The organism is Streptomyces sp. NPDC127098 (assembly GCF_042722465.1).
GTDB lineage: Bacteria > Actinomycetota > Actinomycetes > Streptomycetales > Streptomycetaceae > Streptomyces > Streptomyces millisiae.
In genome coordinates this window covers 155,272-173,863 of record NZ_JBHXFJ010000003.1, presented here as the reverse complement: position 1 = coordinate 173,863, position 18,592 = coordinate 155,272, and the positions used below count along the sequence as shown (strand labels likewise).

Below are 18,592 nucleotides of genomic sequence, written 5' to 3'. Positions count from 1 at the left end.
GTCACGTGCTCTGCAGTTCGCGTACCGGCCGCGCGTGCCGGGTCCTGCCCCAGCTGACCAGGGCGGAGCCGATCGCCATGCCGCCGCCGAACGCGGAGAGCAACACCACGTCCCCCTCGGCGAGTTCGCCGCCCCGGTGCACGGCGTCCAGGGCGATGGGCACGGAGGCCGCGCCGGTGTTGCCGTGCAGCTCGACGGTGAGCTGGAGTTCGGCGTTGATGAGCTTCAGCTCGGGCCACACCTCGCGCAGCATCACGCCGTTCGCCTGGTGCGGGACGAAGTGCCGCACCTCGTCGGCGCCGATCCCGGCGTCCGCCAGCAGCTTGTGCACCGCCTTGGGCAGGTTCTCCTGGACGAAGCTCCGCACCCCGCGGCCGTCCATCTGGAAGAAGTGCGCGCCCTGTTCGACGGTGTCGGCGGTGGCCGGCATCCGGCTGCCGCCGGCCGGCACCCCGATGAGCCGGTGCTGGTCGCCGCGGCTGACCAGGCTGGTCGCGAGGATGCCGCTGCGGTCGCCCTCCGTGGTCCGGCCGAGCACCACGGCGCCGGCGCCGTCCCCGAAGAGGATGGCCGTCCTGCGGTCCGAGTAGTCGAGGATGCGGGAGTAGATGTCGGCGCCGATCACCAGGCCGTACCTGGCCTCGGTCGCCGGCTCGGTGCGCAGCACCCGCTCCACCAGGGACAGCGCGTAGACGAAGCCGCTGCACACGGCGTTGACGTCGAACGCCACCGCGTTGACGGCGCCGATCAGGTGCTGGACGAAGCTGGCCGTCGGCGGCTGCGGCTGGTCGGGTGTGGAGGTGGCCAGGACGATGTACGCCACCTCGTGCGGGAGCACCCCCGCCTGCCGCAGCGCCCGTTCGGCCGCCGCCGCGGCCAGGTCCGAGGTGGCCTGGTGCTTCTGGGCCCTGCGCCGCTCGCGGATCCCGGTCTTCCTGATGATCCACTCGTCGGTGACGCCGGCGCCGTTGCCGATCTCCTCGTTGGTCACGACCACGCTGGGCAGCATCGATCCGGTGCCCAGGATTCCTATGGCGCTCATGCGGTCTCCAGTTCTCCGAACGGCACGTCGTCCACGGGAAGGCGTCGCCAACCCGCTTCCCGCGCATGGGCGTTCAGCGCGGGATCGGCGCCCACGACCACCGGGTGCCCCACTGCGCCCAGGAGGTCGAGATCGCTGATGTGGTCCCCGTACGCGGTGCAGTCGGCGAGGTCCACGCCCCGCACGGCGGCCGCGACGCGCACGGCCCGCCCCTTGGCGGCGCCGATCATCGGCACGAGCACCTCCCCGGTGAGGCGCCCCCGGCGGATCACGGGCCGGGTGCCGATCGCCCACTCGGCCCCCGTGGCCTCCGCGATCGGGTCGAGACAGGCGAAGAAGGAACCGGAGATCAGCACGATCGGCTCGCCCGCCGCGGTGTGCGCGTCGAGGGCGCGCCGCGTCCCGGGGACGAAGAGCCCCCGCTCCGACTCGTGCGCGAACCAGTCCTTGCCGACGGCCGCCAGCCGGTCGGCCTCCTCGCCCGCGTAGAAGCGGTAGTACCTGCGGTTGATCTCCTGGCGCGGCACGCCGCTGTCGGCCCCGCGCCGTATCTCGCCGAGCAACCGGTCGTACGTGCCGGCCGGTTCGCCACGGCGTGACAGGTAGAACTCCAGGAACCGGAACATGCTCTTGATCCGGATCACGGTCTCGTCGACGTCCGAGAACACCATCGAATTCGGCATCTGCTTCTCCCCTTCCGCGCTTCTGCCTCGTTGGCCGGTCGTCAGCCGAGCGACACCCGGGTCAGGGTGAGGTTGACGACGCACAGGAGCTCGTCCCGCTGCCGCGCCTCCACCCGCACCGGCAGCTGCTCCAGCGCGGCGCCCCCGCCGTTCCAGAGCGACTCCTCGCCGGACTCGGGGAGTTCGAGCAGGCCCCCCTGCGTGTAGTAGACCCCCGGGTCGGTCGGCTCGGACGGGATCCGCACCCGCTCGTTCGCCTCCGCCGTCAGGACCGTCTCGTCCTCCAGCTCGCCGAAGCGGGTGAAGTGGACGTCGATGTCCGTCGGGAAGACCTTCGCGGCGGACATCCCGCACACGTCGAGGGCGGTGAAGAGCGCGAGCTGGCGGGCGCCCTCGGCGATCACCATCCCCGGCAGGTGGTCCTGCGGGTGGTCGAACATGCTGGGGTGGTCGGCCGGGGTGCGCAGCGCCGCGTGGCCCGTCGCGCCCGTGGTGGCCGCGTCGACCAGGACGACGTTCTGCGCCGCGTGCCGTCCCACCAGGTGCGGCGGCACGGGGGTGCCGGGGGTGACGTGCGGGAGGGTGGCGGACGACGGCAGGGCGCGGCCGCCGCGGTTGTTCAGCCGGAGCGTCAGGTAGTCGGTGGGCGTCTTGAAGCGGAGGCCCATCTCCGAGGTGCCGACGACCGTGTCGTCGACCCACAGCTCGATCGCGTAGTCCAGGCCGGTGACCCGGCCGTCCCGCTCCTTGCGGTTGACCACCCGGACCCGCATCACCAGCGGGAGCGGCGCCGGGCCGACCACCAGCGAGGGCAGGTGCGTCAGGGTCAGCCGCAGGTGGGTCAGGATGAACTTGTCGTCCTCGGCCACGCCGTAGAAGCGGTGCGCGCCGGCGAGGTTGGCCTGCCGGCAGGCCTCCAGGAGGAGCAGCGGGTCGTGGAAGCTGGGGCGCAGCTGGTGGTCCCCGTAGTAGGCGTGCGACCGCGGCAGTTGGGCCGCCGCCGCGTAGCTCTCGTCGTCGATCCGCCGGAGGTCGGTGAGGAAGACCTCGCCCAGCGCGTCCCGGTGGACCAGGAGTCGGTCCACCGTGCGGCTGAAGTCGAGATCGAGATCGTCCAGCGGGGTCGCCGCCTGCGGTTGCCGGCGGGTGAACGAGGTGGTGCTCATGACGTGCGACCTTTCTGTCCGGGGTAGTCCTTCACCACTGGTACTGGCCGTACTTGGTTTGAGCAGGGTGATCCCGGGGCGACGTCAAGGCGCCGAGGCAGCGCGTGGCCACGGCTGGTCGAGCCGTGCGCTGCGCCGCTGTTCCCCGTTTCTCGCCCGGTCCGCGTCGACCGGGCCGACGATCAGACCCCCTGCCTCGACGTTGGTCGGACGTCGAGACGCTCCCTAGCCTCAGGGGTCGATACGTCATATGATCGCGTACGACCATAAGAGATCTGATGGTCGTCGTCAATCGGATAGGAGTCACGGGGCATGTCGAGCGCTGATGAGACACCGCACGACGACACACCGGAGAAGGAGTACGACGTCCTGATCGTCGGCGGCGGGCCGGTCGGCATGATGGCCGCCTGCGAGCTGCTGCGCCGCGACGTCCGGGTGCGGATCATCGACCGCGCGCCCGAGCCCTCGCCCTTCCCCAAGGCACTGCTGATGTGGCCGCGCAGCCTCGACCTCTTCGAGGACCTGGAGGCGCTGGACGAGCTGCGCGCGGCCGGCCTCGCGATCAACGCCTTCAGCTACTTCTCGGACCGTCAGCGCCTGGCGACCTTCGACTTCCCCGCACCGCTGGTACCGGTGTGCCTGCCGCAGAACGAGACCGAGCGGATCCTGCGCGGCGCCCTGGAAGGCCTTGGCGGCACCGTGGAACGCGGGGTGCGGTTGCTCAACTTCGACGGCCTCGACTTCTCAGGACGCATCGACGGCGTGTCGGGCCCCACCGCGATCCTCGAGCACGCCGACGGCCGGATCGAGCGCACCAGGGCGCCGTTCGTGATCGGGGCCGACGGCGCCGGCAGCACGGTCCGCAGCCTCATCGGCACCGGATTCACCGGCTCCACCTACGAGTCGGCCTTCGCGCTCGTCGACGCGCGCATCGAGGGCTCGCTCCCCGAGGACCAGGCCCTGTACTACCAGTCGCCGGCCGGCGCGCTGGTCATCGTGGCGCTCCCGGACGGCGTCTTCCGCTTCTTCAGCAGCCTGACCCCGGGCGAGCCGGTGAGTGTGGCGAGCATGCAGCGCATCGTGGACGAACGCGGCCCGCGGGGCGTGCGGATCACGGACCCGGTCTGGGAGAGCGTCTTCCGGGTGCACGCGCGGCACGCCAACGACTTCCAGCTGGGCCGGGTGTTCATCGCCGGCGACGCCGCGCACATCCACAGCCCGGCCGGCGGTCAGGGCCTCAACACCGGCATGCAGGACGCCCACAACCTGGCCTGGAAGCTGGCCGCGGTCATCCACGACGAGGCGCCCTCCGAACTGCTGCTCAGCTACGGCCCGGAACGCGCGGCCGTGGCGCGGCAGGTGGTCAGGGACACCGACATCCAGACGCGGGCCTGGATGGTGAAGCGGCGCTCCGAGGTGGTCGTCCGCGACGCCGCGTTCCGGATCGGGGACCGCACCGGGGCGATGTCCCGCTTCTACGCGCCGGTGATGGCCGGCCGCCGCATCGCCTACCCGCCGGTGCGCGACACCCAGCGCCCGGGCGGCCGCCAGTCGTCCTGCCGCCTGCTCGGCCGGCTCCCGGGACGGGTGCGGATCGGCGCCGTCTTCCCCCGGGAGCTGGCGGTGTCGCTCGGCATCGCGGGACCCGACGCGGACCCGATGGGCTGGAGCCTGGTCGCGGTCGCCGAGGCCGGCGCGGCCGCCTGGCACGCGCGGCTCGACGCGGTGGTGTCGGACCGGAAGCGGCTCGGCCTGGTCGAACTGCCGGCCCACACGGCGCGTCGGGTCACCGGCTGCGGGAAGCAGGGGTACTACCTGGTCCGCCCCGACGGTCATATCGCGGCGCACGGGCACTCGGGAGACGTGGACCGGCTGCGGACCGAACTGACCGTCCTGCTCGGGGAGCCGGACGCCTCGCGGAAGACGCTGCCCGGGGCCGCGGCCCACGGCCGCGTCACGGCCCGGCCGTTGACGGCCTGACCGGGCCGGTGTCCCACCGGCCGCCCTCCCGCGACAGCGAGAGGCGGCTCACCGCGCCCAACCGGCGCGACCGTGAGCCGCGTACCCCCGTACGCACGCCGACGTGTCGGCGTCACCCTGCTTCTTCGACCACCAGCGCCGGCGGCTCGCCCGAGCCGTCGTCGGCCAACCTGTCCACCACGACCACCTGGAACCCCTCGGCGTGCTCGGCGGCCCTGGGGTCCAGGGCCAGGTGGCCGCTCAGCGCCTGGAACCTGATCCACTCGCGCGTGTAGTGGTCGTCCGGCACCCCGTCCGCCAGGACGACCCTTAACTCCAGGGCCCCCGTGGTCTCGTCGCCGCCCTCGGTGGTGACGACCGCCACCTGGGCGGCGGTCACCTCGCCGGTCTCCAGGGCGAGGTCCACCAGCTCGCGGGCCCGGATCGGCCGCCCCTGGTAGACGACGGCGGGGGTGATCCGGCCGAGCACCCGGATCACCCGCCCAGGACGCCCGCACCCGCAGTCGGCCAACGCCCCGCGGTCGCCGATGAGATAACGGATCAACGGCGGCGCCCGGTGCACCCCGGTCGTGGTGACCAGGATCCGGCCGCCGTCGATCTCGGCGTACTGGTGCGGCAGCAGGTGGAAGACCCCCTCGGCGCAGCCGGGGCCGCGATGGCCGACCATCCAGGCCTCGGCCGAGCCGTAGAGCTGCCAGACCTCGACGTCCGGCAGCCGCTCGGCGATCTCCCGCTGCGGCGTGGGGTCGTGGAACGCGCCGCCGATCAGCAGCTTCCGCAGCCACGGCACCGAGTGGCCGGCCGCGACGTGCCGCAGCAGCCGGCCGACGATGTCGGGCGGGGCGGCGATCACGCTCACCCCGTACTCGGCGCAGAAGTCCAACCAGCGGTCGAACTGGCCCTCCTGCACGTCGCCGACGGAGAGCGCGGAGGCGCCGGCGTGGGTGGCGAGCCGGTTGTAGAAGCAGTGGGTGGGGAACGTCCGCCCGGCCGGGAAGAAGTTGGCCAGCACGTCGCCGGGTTTCAGGGCGCCCCAGGAACCGTGGATCTCCTCCACGAACATGCCCTGGGGCAACAGGCTCATGCTGGGTCTCGCGTGCGTGCCGCCGCCCACGTAGATGACCGAGCCGTCGTCCGGGCCCCGGTCGCGCAGCAGTTCACCGGTCGCGACCGACAACTCGTGCGGCGTCAGCACCGGCAGGTTTGCGAGGGACAACGGCTGCTGCGGGTCGAGGTTGTCGAGGTACTTGCGGTGGAGCGAGGGGATACGTCGCGCCCCACGAAGGATCAACCGTAGGTGGGTGGTCGATATCTCCGCCTGGGATTCCCTGGGTGGTTGCTTCGTGGACGACATTCTCTTAAGACCTCCACCACTGACGAACGGGCGGACCGGCAGCAACGGCCCCTCACAGCTATGGAGAAGATACCCTTCGGATGGCTGGATTTGGTTTCCGATAGGTGCATCTTGTGCGCGGCTGGCGAATCGCGCGAGGAAACATCCAGCGCCATGTTGCAAAACGGAGATCTACCGTCCGGTTTCCCCCGGGTGAGGCCGTTGGAATTCCTTCATGGCCTCGATACCTCACGGTTTAGGTCCGTACCACTTCACGGGCCCGTGCACGCTGCGCGGCGGAAGCCCGCCAGGTCACACGGAGGCGGCTAGCCGGCCGACCCGTCACCGAGTGCTTCCAGACATCGGTCCAATTGCGTGAGGAAAAGCTCCGCCTCCGGCGCCGTGAAGGCATCGGTCAGTTTCTGTTCGACTTCGGTGACCGCCGCGTCGGCGCGGTTGAGCAGCGCGCGCCCGGCCCGGGTGAGCCGGCTCTCCAGGACGTGCTGGTGCACGGGGTGGGGCTTGCGCTCCACCAGACCCCGGCTCTCCAGCGTGGCGAGGACCGAGGACATGGTCTGCGGCGTGACCATGCACCGGCGAGCGAGCGCCGCACCAGAGAGCCCGGCCTCCTGGCCCAGCGCGAGCAGCACGTTGTACTGCGGCACGCTGACCTTGAAGGGGCGCAGCGCCGAGTGCTTCGCCGAGACCAGCTCCTGCTCGACCCTCTTGATGCGGTGGCCGATGCGCTCGTTAACAGTAGGGGGCATATCAACCACGCTATGTAGATGGTTTCCCGTTGGACAAGACCGCGTTCGACCGGTGCCGGATGCCAGGGAATGGGTGCATGTGGGATGGGGCTTCAGGTAAGGATAAGGCAAAGAGTATCAACGGCAATGCCGTCCGCCCTGGGCGGATGCCCGCGGGCGGACGGCGCTCCCCTCGCCCGACCGACGGCCCGTCAGGCCCCGCCGGCCAGCTCCGCGAGCAGCCGGGCGAACTCACGCGGCCTGCTGAACATGGGCCAGTGGCCGGAGTCCAGGTCGACCATCTCCAGCCGCTCGACCCGGGTCAGCTCCGGGATCTCGCCGGCGTCGATCCACTCCCTGGCCTGGGCGGGCGTGTACTCGGGGCAGACGAGCGCCACCGGCACCCCGAACCGGCGCTCGTCCGTCAGCCGCACCACCCCGGTGGCCACCCCCTCGGGGACGGGGATCGCGCGGGACTCGAAGCGCCGCCTGGCCGCCTCGTCCAGGTCGGCGGCGTCGGGCCCCTCGAAGGGCGCCCAGCCGGGGAAGGGCACGGCGCCGTCCCGGACGGCGAAGAAGTCGGCGTAGGGCCGCCCGTCGGCGGCCGGGAAACCGCCGACCAGGACCACGCGGGCGATCCGCCCCGGGCGCGCGTCGGCGGCCAGCCAGGCCAGCGTGCAGGCGGCGGAGTGCCCCACCACGACGGGCCGTTCGGCCGCGGCGTCCACCGCGGCCAGTACCGCGGCCAGCTGGTCGTCCAGCGTGGCGGACGTGGCGCCGTCCCCCTGCCCGGGGAGGGTGAGCGGCACGGGGCGGTGCCCGAGCGCCCGCAACCCGGCGGCGACGTCGTCCCAGGCGGACCCGTCCAGCCACAGTCCCCCGATCAGCAGGATGTCCATGATCCTTCTCCGTTCTCCCCCGCGGTCGGCCGGCCGCCGAACGCGATCGCGCACGTCACCCTAGGACCGATTCCGGACGATCCACTTCCGGTATGTGACCGAACCGTCTAGGTTGCCCCCGTGCCGATCGAGACCAGCCCCACCGCCCGGGCCCTGCGCGTCCTGGAGCTGCTCCAGACCCGCCCCGGCACCACCGCGGACCAACTCGCCGAGCGCCTCGGCGTCAGCGAACGCGCCGCGCGCCGGTACGTCGGGATCCTGCGGGAGGCCGGCATACCGGTCCAGTCGAGCCGGGGACCGCACGGCGGGTACCGGCTCGGGCGCGGCACCAGGCTGCCCCCGATCGTCTTCACCCAGGCCGAGGCGCTGGGGCTTGTCATGGCCGTGCTCGACGGGCAGCCGGCCGCCGTCGACGGCGGCGACCCGGTCGGCGCCGCCCTGGACAAGGTCGTCCAGGCCCTGCCCGAGACCGTCGGACGGCAGGCGGCCGCGCTGCGCGCCGGCGCCTCGGCCACGCCCGACCGCCACGCGGCCCGCCCCGACCCCGCCACCACCAGCGCCCTCGTCGCCGCGGTCGCGGCCCGCCGCCGGGTGCTGGTCGCCTACCGCGCCGAGTCGGGCGCCGAGTGGACGGCGGAGGTGGACCCCTGGGCGGTCGTGGTCCGCCACGGGCGCTGGTACCTGCTGTGCCACTCCCACCGCGCGGACGCGATCCGCACCTACCGCGTCGACCGGGTCCGCGCCGTCACGCGGACCACGCACGAGTTCGAGCCGCCCGCCGACCTGGACCCGGTGGCGGTCCTGGAGGAACACCTGGGCACCGGCTGGGAGTTCCCCACCCGCGTGGTGTTCGCCGACCCGCCCGAGCGGGTGGCGCCCTGGATCCGGCCGCCCATGGGGCGCCTCGAACCGTCGGGCACCGGCTGCGTGCTCGTGGGCAGCACCGGCAACCCGACGATGTACGCGCAGGAGTGGCTGGCGAACGTGCCGCTCGACTTCCGCGTCGCGGGCGGACCCGAACTGCGCGCCGCGGTCGCGGCCCTCGCGGCCCGCCTGACCGCCTCGCTGGGCGACTAGCGCGCCGGTCCCGCTACGGCGCCAGGTCGGCGCGTTCGGCCGCCGCCAGCACGGCGGCGCGTTCGGCGGTGTCGAGGCGGCCCGCCGCCCGCCACTCGTCCGCGACCGCGCGCGCCGCCCGCAGGAAGGCCGGCCGGTCGCGGAACGGGGCCCGGGACCAGAGCCGGTCCAGGTACGTCGTCCCGTCGGGAGCCGCGCGGTTCGGCACCCCGGAGTCGGCGTCGCGGAAGGCGATGACCGGCTCGGAGCGGCGGAAGTAGGCGTGGTAGGGGGCCTCGTCGCCGAGGTGGAAGGGGGCGAGGGTGCGGCCGTCCAGGGTGAAGTGCCCCGGTGCGCCGGCCGGCCGGACCACCGCCGCCAGGTCGCCGTCCAGGGCGAGCCGCGGGTAGAGCGAGTGCTCGACCAGCTCGGTCGCCGCGTCCCGCGCCACCAGCAGCACCGGGCCGTGGAACAGCGCCTGCACCGTGGGGTCGTCGGGCGTGGCCTCGACGCGCAGCGGGTACGGTGTCCGGACGCGCACCACGTCCCCGCGCCGCCAGGTCCTGCGCAGGCTCACATATGTCCCGGGTCGGGCGTCGAGGCGCTGCCGCACCCCGTTGACGGTGACGGTGAAGCCGTGGGTGGCCCAGTGCGGGACGCGCAGCCGCAGGTCGAGCCGGCCGCCGCCCTCGCGCACCGTCAGCACGCGGTCGCCCTCGTGGGGGAAGTCGCTCTCCATCGCGAGGACGAGCCCCTGCTCGGCCCAGTCCAGGGTGGCGGCCACGTAGAGGTTGACGTACAGCGCCTCCCCGTCGGCCGAGCGCAGGAAGACCGTCTCCTGGTACTTGGTGTGGTTCTCCATGCCGGTGCCGCCGCAGCAGGTGCCGGTGTTGCCGAAGCCGCGGCGCACGCCGGGGCCCATGCCGATGAAGTAGGTCACCTGCGGGTCGCGGGTGGAGGGCCGGTCGAGGCGGGAGGCGAGGATCTGGTTGGTCAACGCCCGCTCGTAGTAGTCCAGGTACGCCGGGTCAGGGTCGTGGAGGAACAGGTACCGGCTGAGCTTCAGCATGTTGTACGCGGCGCACGTCTCGGCGTTGTTGGCGTCGAGGGTGGCGGCGACGGCGTTCCTGGCGCGGAACATCTCGCCCTGCCCGGTGCCGCCGAGCGCGTAGGTGCGGGGGCCGACGACCATGCCCCAGAAGTTCCGCGCGGCCGTCAGGTAGTCGGCGTCGCCGGTCTCGTCGTACAGCCGGACATAGCCGGAGAACTGCGGGATGTGCTGGTTGGCGTGCTTGCCTTCGAGGGTGTCGCGGTTCTCGACGCAGGCCGTGAGCAGCGCGGTGTTGTCGAAGAGCCGGGCGGTCGCGAGGTGTTCGGGCCGGCCGGTAAGCGTGTGCAGGTCGGTCAGCACCTCGTCCATCCCGCCGTACTCGCCGGCTATGTAGATGCCCCACATCCGCTCCAGCTGCTCGCGCGGCAGCCGGCTCAGCCTGCTGTGCGCCCAGTCGGCCATGCCGGAGACGATCCCCAGCGCCTCCTCGTCGCCGCCGAGCACGTGCGCGTCGAGCAGCCCGCGCATGATCTTGTGGCAGGTGTAGTAGGGCGCCCAGATGGTGGGGTAGGTGGTGTAGCTCTCCAGCAGGACGAACTGGGTCTCCGGGTAGGCCGCGAGGTAGCCGGGGTGGCTCGGGGGGTCGTCGGAGGCGGCGAGCGCGGCCTGACACTCGCCGAGCGCGGAGACGAGGTAGCGGAGCTTCTCGTGGAGTGTCGGCTCGCGGGTGTCGGCGTACGCCTGGGCGACGAGGGTGAGGAAGTGGCCGGCGTAGTGGCCCCTGAGGTTGCCGTCGGCGGTCTCCCAACCGCCGGGCGGGGTGGCGCCCCTGGTGTCGAGCCCGGCGTTGGCGCGGAAGACGGCGAGGATCCGGTCGGCGGGGTAGGCGCGGGCGTAGTCGAGCATCAGGTCACGCTTGGCCTGGAACACGCCTTCGGTGAGGGAGACCTGGTCGAGCCGGAACGGGTGGACCCGCCAACTGTCCGGGATCGGCAGGGGGTTGGCGTTGGCGGCGGGGGCCTCCGGGGAGGCGGCGGAGGCGGCGGCGGTCCAGGGGGTGAGCTGCGGCAGCGCGGCGGCGCCGGCCGCGGCGAGGCCGAGCACCGTCCGACGTGACGGCGGTCTGGTCATGGGGGTCCCACCTTTCGGGGCGAGGGGGCCGGAGGGCTGGGGGGGAGCTGGCGGGGTCAGGACGGGTCGACCGTGACCCGGAGGTCGTCGCCGCGCGCCCGCTCGAAGGTGAGGACCGCGCCGGTGGACGGCTCGGTCCAGGACGTGCCGGGCCAGAACGGGGCGTCGTCGAGGCCGTCGGGCGAGCCGGGCGTGGCGTCCACCACCCGGATCGGTCCCCGTCCGGTGCGCACGCTGGTGTCGACGGTGTGGACGAGGGCGCCCGGGGTGAGGATCTCCCGGTCGTACCCGATGGCCTGCCGGTTCTCGACCACCACGGCCCTGGTCGCGGAGAGCGGCAGGACCAGCGTCGCGTCGTCGGAGGGGCGGGCGGTGGTGGTCGACTCCTCGACCGGGACGAGCGTCGCGGTCGTCGAGCCGCGCGCCGGCGCGCAGACCACCTGCCGGTCCTCCAGCCAGCCGAGCTGCCAGCGCTGCCAGGCGAAGTACTCCGGCGCCTGTCCTGAGATCAGCCCCATCAGGTCCCAACCACCCACGGCCGCGTGCCAGTTGGTGGGATCGTCGGGCGGCGCCTCGAAGAGGTAGAGGTCGGGTAGGCCGAGGGTGTGCCCGGTCTCGTGGGCGAGCACCAGGCCGCCCCAACGCCACTGGTCGTACCCGAAGGTGACCGCGTGCGTGAGGTGGTTGCCGTCGGCCGTCACGTCGAGGTGGTTGGTGGTGGGCGAGAAGCTGATGTTCTCCGCCTCCTCGGTGGCGACCACCCAGACCACGTCGGTGTTCGAGAAGTCGAACCCGTCGTCGGCGGCCTCGACCGCGTCCCCGATGTACCGGACGTGGTCCTCGTAGCTCAGGCCCCGGTCGAAGGGGTAGGACGTCGACGGCTCGGGCATCCGCACCCAGGTGTCGGAGCCGGTGACCTCGATGTCGAGCTCGCCGCCCGAGAGGTCCTCCAGGTACTCGACCCCGGAGCGCAGGTTCGCCTCCGCCCCCCGCAGCGAGCCGCGGGGGGCGGGGTGGTCCGCGAAGTCCACGAAGACCATCGCCGCCCTGAGCGTCCCGACGGCGGGCAGGGCCTGGTCGTCGACGGGGAAGCCGGAGCCCAGGTCGTCGGTGGCGGCGGGCAGCCTGCACCGCGCGGCGTTCGGTTCGGCGGCCGAGGTGGCGGGCGCCGCCGCGAGGCCGGTGACGAGGAGGGCGGTGATCGCCAGTATCGCCGGCGCGGCCGTTCGTCTTTCCTGCAACGTTCTCTCCTCTGTTCTGCGTGACGCAACGTGAGGACGGGGACCGTGCGGGTTGAGCGGGTGTCACGTGTGATATTGCACAGCGAGTCGGAGGCTGTAAACCGTTCGCGCGGCGGTTGTCCGATCGGCTAGACAGAGGGGCCGAGGAGAGGGAGGCAGCCCGGTGGCGATCGCTCCGGTCATCGAGGTAGAGGAGCTGGTCAAGGAGTACCGCCGGCCGCTGCGGATCGAGGGCCCCTTCGGCGGGCTCAGGACCCTGCTGACCCGGCGGCACGTGACCAGGCGGGCGGTGGACGGCGTCTCGTTCTCCCTCGGTGAGGGCGAACTCGTCGGCTACCTGGGGCCGAACGGCGCCGGGAAGTCCACCACCATCAAGACGCTCACCGGCATCCTGCGCCCCACGGCCGGCCGGGTGCGGGTCGCGGGCCTGGTGCCGTGGCGGGAGCGGGAGCGGCACGCCAGGAACATCGGCGTCGTGTTCGGCCAGCGCACCCAGCTGTGGTGGGACCTGCCGCTGCGGGACTCGCTGGAGCTCGTGGGCCGGCTCTACGGCGTCGAACGGGCCAGGCACCGGGCCAACTCGGCCCACCTCACCGAGGTGCTGGGGCTCGGCCCCTTCCTGGACACGCCCGTGCGGCAGCTCTCGCTCGGCCAGCGGATGCGCGGCGACCTGGCCGCGGCCATGCTGCCCGAGCCGCGCATCCTCTTCCTCGACGAGCCCACCATCGGCCTCGACGTGGTGGCCAGGGAGCGGATCCGCGAGTTCATCGCCACCCGCAACCGGCAGGACGGCACGACGATCGTGCTGACCACGCACGATTTGGACGACGTGGAACGCCTGTGCCGCCGCATCGTGCTCATCGACGAGGGGCGCGTCCTGTACGACGGCGACGTCGCCCGGCTCAAGGAGCGCTACGCCCCGCACCGCCGGCTCGTCGTCCAGCTGGCCGACGGCGGCGACTGGCGCGGCCTCGACGTGCCAGGCGTGGAGCGCGATCCGGATCCCGACGCGGGGGCGGAGGCGCGGGCGGTCACGCTGCGCTTCGACCCGGCCCGCGTCCAGGTGGCGGAGGTCGTCGCCGCGGTCCTGGCCCGGCACGCGGTCACCGACCTGTCCCTGATCGAGCCAGGTCTCGAGGGCGTCGTGCACGGCATATACGCGGCCCGCGAGGCGCCGGCGTGACGCCCGGTCAACGGCTCGGCGCCCACCTGGGGATCGCCCGCCTCCACCTCCGCGCGCGGCTCGCCTACCGGGGCGACTTCCTCCTCCGGGCACTCGGGCTGCTGCTCCAGATCTACCTGCTGGCGCTGGTGTGGCGCGCGGTCTACCCCGACTCCGGCAGCGCGGCGGCGCACGGCGGCCAGCAGGTCGCCCTGGCGACCCAACTCGCCTACGTCACCTACGCCTCGGTGCAGAACTGGCTGCTCAACCCGGCGGGCATGGACCCGACGCCGATCCCCCAGCGGGTGCGCGAGGGCAGCGTCGCCATCGACCTGGCGCGTCCGGTCGCCTTCCCCACCCAGATGCTGTCCGCACAGGCCGGCGCCGTGCTCGCCGGGGCACCGTTCGCCCTGCTCGCGCTGCCGTTCGCCGTCCTCGCCGGCGGCGCCCAGGCACCGGCCTCCGCCGGTGCCGCCCTCGCCTACCTGCTGAGCATGGTCCCGGCGGTGCTGAACGCGCTGCTGCTGGCGGTCGTCGTCAGCATGGTCTGCTTCTGGACCCTGGAGGTCGTCGGTGTCTTCATCATCTTCCGCGTCGTGGGCCAGTTCCTCTCCGGGGCCCTGGTCCCGCTGTGGTTCATGCCCTCCTGGCTGGCCGAGCTGACCCGGCTCCTGCCGTTCCAGACCACCACCTACACGCCCGTGGCGCTCTACCTCGGCCAGGTCGAGGGCGCCGGTCCCGTGCTGGCCGCGCTGGCCGTCTCCTGCGGCTGGACCGCGGCCCTGTGGCTGCTCATGCGCCTGGTCTGGTCCCGCGCGCTGCACCGCGTCGTCGTCCAGGGAGGCTGACCCGGCATGTCCGCGGCCAACCCCGTCCCCCGCCACCGCGCCTATCTGATCCTGGCCGGGGCCGCGTTCCGCTCCCAACTCCAGTACCGGGGCAACCTCCTGCTCACGCTCGCCGGCGGCGTCGCCTACCAGGGCGTCGGCCTGGCGTTCCTGTGGGCCGTCACCAGCCGCTTCGGGGAGCTCGGTGGCTGGTCGCTGGCGGAGATCGCGTTCCTCTACGGGATGCGGGTCACCGCGCACGGCCTGCTGATGGTCCCCACCAGCCAGCTCCACAGCCTCGACCTGACCATCCGCACCGGCGAGTTCGACCGCTACCTGGTGCGCCCGGCCGGGCCGCTCACGCAGCTGCTGTGCCGCCAGATCCATCTGCCCACCCTCGGCGACCTGGTCACCGGCCTGGTCGTGCTGACCTTCGCCGCCCACCAGGTGGGCTTCGAGCCCACGCCCGCCGCCCTGCTCCACCTGAGCCTGGCGCTGGTCGGCGGGGCCCTGGTCGAGGGCGCCTGCCAACTCGCCCTGGCCTCCTTCTCGTTCCGCATGCTGTCCAACCTGGCCCTGCGCGGCCTGGTCGACGACATCATGAACACCTTCGGCGGCTACCCGCTGAAGGCCTTCCCCGACACGGCGCGACTCGCCCTGACCTACCTGGTGCCCGTCGCCTTCGTCGCCTACCTGCCGGCCGGCGTCCTGCTCGACCGCACCGAGGGACTGCACGTCGCCCCGTGGCTCGCCTACGCCGCCCCGCTCGCGGGCCCGGTCCTCTACGCCGCCGCCTACCTGCTGTGGCGCGGCCAACTCCGGCACTACGCGAGCTCCGGCACCTGACGCCGACCGGCCCATTGGTCTGTACATGGCTACCTGGGCGTCGTACTGTCCGCCCCGACGCGTCCCCCACCCCCACCGAGGAGCGGACCCCCATGTCCCCGCGCCCCAGGCACCGCCGGCACGCCGCCCTGACCGGCCTGCTCGCCCTCGTCACCGCCGCCGCCGTGGCCACCGCCCCGCCGGCCACGGCGGCGGACACCTGGACCGAGGTCGGCTCGGACCGCGCCGACCCGCTGACCGAGAGCCAGGGACTGGCCTCCGTCGAGGTGCCGGCAGGCAGCGCCAACCGCTACACCGGCATCGGCACCATCCCCGTCGACGTCCGCGCCCGCGGCTGGAACCACGTCGGCGACCCCGACGCGTCCTACGACGGCCACTACATCGAGCCCTACCAACGGGACTCGGGCGACACGAAGATGTTCCGGGTCCAGGCGCCCGACGGCGGCTGGACCGAGTACGTCCACCGGCTCGCCCCCGGCGAGGCCCTGAACAACTCATGGGTCGCCGTCTCGCCCGACGGTCAGTGGATGCTGTCCGGCGAGTACGGCACGATGAACCGGCTGCTGGTCCTCCCGACCCCGGGCGTCAACCCGAGCACCTCGCCGTCGGCCGACCTCCCGCTGGTCTCCACCGTCCGCCTCGACCGCGCCGTGCGCGACGTCCAGGGCTGCGACTTCTCGGGGCCGACCACGCTGCTGTGCTCCTCCGACGACCCGGAGGGCAGCCTGTTCGGCGTCACCAAGCCGCTGCTCGGGATCGACCTCTCCGGACCGCCGAACGGCACGGCCGACGTGTCGGGACGCGTCACGGCGCTGCGCCAACTCCCGCTCCGCAGCGGCTGTTCCGGCGCCTTCGAGGCGCAGGGCGTCGACTACGACCGCCGCACCGGCACCCTGCGCGTCATCGTCATGTCGCCTGGCTTCTGCGTGCTGACGGACAGCATGACCTACCGCCTCACCAGAAGCTGACCCGACCGGGCCTCAGTCGGCCGCGAACTCCCGCAGCACCGGCAGGTACTCCGTCGGAAGCCCGCCGCCGGTCTCGCGGGTCGAGGTCCACACGCAGGGGAATCCCGAGCCGTCGCACTCGGGACCCCACCACAGGGCGACCGAGGCACCGCCGTCACGCATGCCGGTGAGCACCGAGCGGATCGCGGCCGGCGAGCTCTCGTAGCTGTCGGGCCCCAGCGGGGCGTAGAACTCGGACCACCAGACGGGCAGTTCGGTGCGTTCCACGAGCCACTCGCTGACGGCGCGGAACATGTCGCCGGCCCGCTCCGCCGGGGGATGGTGGCCGTCCCTGGTCCGCGACCAGCCGTCGACGGCGAGGAAGTCGGCGCCGGCGTTGTGCTCCAGCCAGTACTCGATGGCGTCCAGGTCACGCTGGTCGACGGTGCCCCAGTCGCCGCTCAGCTCCGAGGGGTGGCTCATCCGCTCGGGGTCCGCGTACACGTTGAGGGAGACGTAGGGGCCGCCGACGACCAGGTCCGGGTCGTGCTCCTTGAGCCGGGTGTAGACCAGGTTGTAGAGCTCGGTGTAGCCCTCGTGGTCCCACCGGTTGCGTTCCTCGTCCCAGAAGCCCTTGAACTCGTTCCACACCTGGAAGTGGCGCACCTGCGGGTAGCGCCGCGCGGTCTCCACCGCCAGGTCGGCGAAGTCGTCGTAGTGCTCGGGGGTGGGCGCCGCGTCCATGTCCCAGTCGTCGGCGTCCTTCATCCAGCCGGGCGCCGAGCACAGGGTGATCACCGGCTCGCCGCCGGTCCGCTCGATGAGGGCGATCCGCTCGTCCAGGCTGGCCCAGTCGTAGACGCCGGGCTCCGGCTCCGGGTTCTCGGCCCCCCAGCCCATCAGGTGCTGGTTCTGCAGCGGCCCGACCGTCTCCAGCAGCGCCTCGGCGCGCGCCCGCGACGCCGGCTCGCCGTCCACGCTCTGCTGGATGTGGGTGATCCCGGCCTGGAAGGTCACCGCGGCCTCCGGCGCCTCCGGCGCGCCCGACGCGCCGGCCGGCGCCGCGACGCCGAGCGCGGCGAACAACGCCACGGCACCCAACGCGCGACCGCGCGCGCGACGACCCGACCGACGACCCGAAGTCTCCACGGCTGAAGGCACGGTTGATCGTAGGACATCACAACCGCCGCCGGACAGAGGTCAGTCGAGAGCCGCAAGACGCTCGGGGCCGCCGCCGCGCCACTGGACCATGAAGAGGGTGGCGTCGTCGCTGGTGTGCCCCTCCCGCTCTCTCCGCAGGGTGTGGGAGAGCCGACGCAGGTACGCCCGCGCCCCCTCCGTCGGCTCCACGCCGAGGCGGTCGACGCAGTCGATGAGCCGCTCCTCGCCGAACGGCGCCCCGTCGCAGAGGCGTTCCTCGATGATGCCGTCGGTGTAGCACAGCACCCGGTCACCGGGTTCCAGCATGTGCTCCCTGACCTTCGGGACCTCGCCGCCGAAGCCGACCGGCAGCGTCGTCGCGCTCTCCAGCTGCGCCACGACCCGGCCGTCGCGGATCAGCAGCGGCGCCGGGTGGCCGGCGTTGACCAGCTCCATCGCGCCGGTGGCGACGTTCACGTGCATCAGCTGCGCCGTGACGAAGTGGTCGGGCCCGAACTGCCGCGAGATGGCGTCGTCCATGAACGCGTACTTCTCGGCCAGGCTGATGAACACCCGGCGCGCGTGGCGGTAGGCGCCGATCGCGACGGTCGCCATGGCGGCGGCGTCCAGGTCGTGGCCCATCGCGTCGATCACCGCTATGTGCAGGATGTTGTCGTTGAGGGCGTAGTCGAAGCTGTCCCCCGCGGCGCGGTAGGCGGGCTCCAGGATGCCGGCCACCTCGACCTGCCGCACGGACATGCTCAACGGCGGCAGCAGCCCCCACTGGATCTCGGCCGACACGCTCATCGGCTCCCGGCGCCTGGCCAGGAAGAACTGGTCCGTGTAGGCGCCCTTGGTGACCAGCATGTCGGCGACCAGGCCGGCGAGCCTGCGCAGCAGGCGCCGGTGGTCGTCACCGACGGTGTCCAGCGTGAGGACCATGACCCCCACCTCGTCGCTGCCGTCCAGCAGCGGCAGGTACATCCGGACGCCGTCCGCCTGCGCCACCTCGACGACCTCCGCGCGCAGGAAGGCCCGGCCGGCCGCCGAGCCGTCCACCGGCTCCGGCTGGGGCACCCGCAGGTTCCTGCCCGGCAGCGGGACCAGCAGCTCCTGGGCGTAGTCCTGGAGCAGGATGGATACGTCCCGGCCGCCGATCGTGGCCACCTCCTCCGCGACCAGCGGAGCCACCAGCTGCGGCGGCATCAGCCGGGCCCGGTCGAGCAGCCGGCCGAGCAGCCGCTCGCCGAAGCTCTCCGACCGGTCCACGCTCTCCTCATCCAAGGCACCCATGGCTGCAAGGTCGCGCGAGGGGCCCGCCCGGCCAGCGCATTACGCCGAA

Annotated in this window: 16 protein-coding genes; 6 read left to right on the top strand and 10 right to left on the bottom strand. The window is 72.7% G+C overall.

What is annotated here, in order from left to right; translation table 11 throughout:
- Position 1: 1 nt before the first annotated feature.
- From ACFWI8_RS03645 to ACFWI8_RS03635, 3 genes are read right to left on the bottom strand one after another with little or no spacing between them, the layout of a single operon-like run.
- Complete coding sequence (locus tag ACFWI8_RS03645; RefSeq protein WP_387085115.1) at positions 2-1,042, bottom strand: 3-oxoacyl-ACP synthase III family protein; 1,041 nt, start codon at positions 1,040-1,042, stop codon at positions 2-4.
- Entirely contained in the window at positions 1,039-1,725 is a 687-nt protein-coding gene (locus ACFWI8_RS03640) for an HAD family hydrolase (protein WP_387085114.1), read from the bottom strand. The genes ACFWI8_RS03645 and ACFWI8_RS03640 overlap by 4 nt, the downstream gene beginning before the upstream one ends.
- Before the next feature lie 41 nt (positions 1,726-1,766).
- A complete protein-coding gene (locus ACFWI8_RS03635; protein ID WP_387085112.1) occupies positions 1,767-2,891 on the bottom strand; it encodes a ScbA/BarX family gamma-butyrolactone biosynthesis protein in 1,125 nt (374 codons plus the stop codon).
- A 312-nt stretch (positions 2,892-3,203) separates the two neighbouring features.
- On the opposite strand from ACFWI8_RS03635, the gene ACFWI8_RS03630 reads away from it, so the two are divergent.
- Positions 3,204-4,871 carry an FAD-dependent monooxygenase gene (locus tag ACFWI8_RS03630; protein WP_387085110.1) on the top strand — a complete coding sequence of 556 codons (1,668 nt, stop codon included), beginning with the start codon at positions 3,204-3,206 and terminating at the stop codon, positions 4,869-4,871.
- A 112-nt stretch (positions 4,872-4,983) separates the two neighbouring features.
- Here the strand turns inward: ACFWI8_RS03630 and ACFWI8_RS03625 are convergent, their stop codons facing one another.
- The 3 genes from ACFWI8_RS03625 to ACFWI8_RS03615 all read right to left on the bottom strand — a co-directional run bounded on the left by ACFWI8_RS03625 (position 4,984) and on the right by ACFWI8_RS03615 (position 7,849).
- A complete protein-coding gene (locus ACFWI8_RS03625) occupies positions 4,984-6,225 on the bottom strand; it encodes an AMP-binding protein (protein ID WP_387085108.1) in 1,242 nt (413 codons plus the stop codon).
- A 305-nt stretch (positions 6,226-6,530) separates the two neighbouring features.
- Entirely contained in the window at positions 6,531-6,971 is a 441-nt protein-coding gene (locus ACFWI8_RS03620; RefSeq protein WP_387085106.1) for a MarR family winged helix-turn-helix transcriptional regulator, read from the bottom strand.
- Positions 6,972-7,162: 191 nt separating this feature from the next.
- Positions 7,163-7,849, bottom strand: coding sequence for an alpha/beta fold hydrolase (locus ACFWI8_RS03615; RefSeq protein WP_387085104.1), 687 nt, complete (start codon positions 7,847-7,849; stop codon positions 7,163-7,165).
- A 120-nt stretch (positions 7,850-7,969) separates the two neighbouring features.
- On the opposite strand from ACFWI8_RS03615, the gene ACFWI8_RS03610 reads away from it, so the two are divergent.
- The gene (locus ACFWI8_RS03610; protein WP_387085102.1) at positions 7,970-8,926 is read left to right on the top strand and encodes a helix-turn-helix transcriptional regulator; all 957 of its coding nucleotides are present in this window, start codon (positions 7,970-7,972) and stop codon (positions 8,924-8,926) included.
- Positions 8,927-8,939: 13 nt separating this feature from the next.
- Here the strand turns inward: ACFWI8_RS03610 and ACFWI8_RS03605 are convergent, their stop codons facing one another.
- Both ACFWI8_RS03605 and ACFWI8_RS03600 read right to left on the bottom strand, forming a co-directional pair.
- Entirely contained in the window at positions 8,940-11,087 is a 2,148-nt protein-coding gene (locus ACFWI8_RS03605; RefSeq protein WP_387085100.1) for a glycoside hydrolase family 127 protein, read from the bottom strand.
- 56 nt (positions 11,088-11,143) lie between these two features.
- Positions 11,144-12,328, bottom strand: a complete 1,185-nt coding sequence (locus ACFWI8_RS03600; RefSeq protein ID WP_387085098.1) for a M6 family metalloprotease domain-containing protein — start codon at positions 12,326-12,328, stop codon at positions 11,144-11,146.
- A 163-nt stretch (positions 12,329-12,491) separates the two neighbouring features.
- On the opposite strand from ACFWI8_RS03600, the gene ACFWI8_RS03595 reads away from it, so the two are divergent.
- From ACFWI8_RS03595 to ACFWI8_RS03580, 4 genes are all read left to right on the top strand, one after another.
- Entirely contained in the window at positions 12,492-13,511 is a 1,020-nt protein-coding gene (locus tag ACFWI8_RS03595) for an ATP-binding cassette domain-containing protein (RefSeq protein WP_387085096.1), read from the top strand.
- Entirely contained in the window at positions 13,508-14,338 is an 831-nt protein-coding gene (locus tag ACFWI8_RS03590; protein ID WP_387085094.1) for an ABC transporter permease, read from the top strand. The genes ACFWI8_RS03595 and ACFWI8_RS03590 overlap by 4 nt, the downstream gene beginning before the upstream one ends.
- Before the next feature lie 6 nt (positions 14,339-14,344).
- On the top strand, positions 14,345-15,163 hold the full coding sequence (locus ACFWI8_RS03585; RefSeq protein WP_387085092.1) for an ABC transporter permease: 819 nt from the start codon (positions 14,345-14,347) through the stop codon (positions 15,161-15,163).
- Positions 15,164-15,255: 92 nt separating this feature from the next.
- Positions 15,256-16,131, top strand: a complete 876-nt coding sequence (locus ACFWI8_RS03580) for a hypothetical protein (protein WP_387085090.1) — start codon at positions 15,256-15,258, stop codon at positions 16,129-16,131.
- Between the two features lie 12 nt (positions 16,132-16,143).
- Here the strand turns inward: ACFWI8_RS03580 and ACFWI8_RS03575 are convergent, their stop codons facing one another.
- Positions 16,144-17,202, bottom strand: a complete 1,059-nt coding sequence (locus ACFWI8_RS03575; protein ID WP_387085089.1) for a xylan 1,4-beta-xylosidase — start codon at positions 17,200-17,202, stop codon at positions 16,144-16,146.
- A 108-nt stretch (positions 17,203-17,310) separates the two neighbouring features.
- Entirely contained in the window at positions 17,311-18,543 is a 1,233-nt protein-coding gene (locus tag ACFWI8_RS03570; protein WP_387085087.1) for a PP2C family protein-serine/threonine phosphatase, read from the bottom strand.
- Positions 18,544-18,592: the final 49 nt, after the last annotated feature.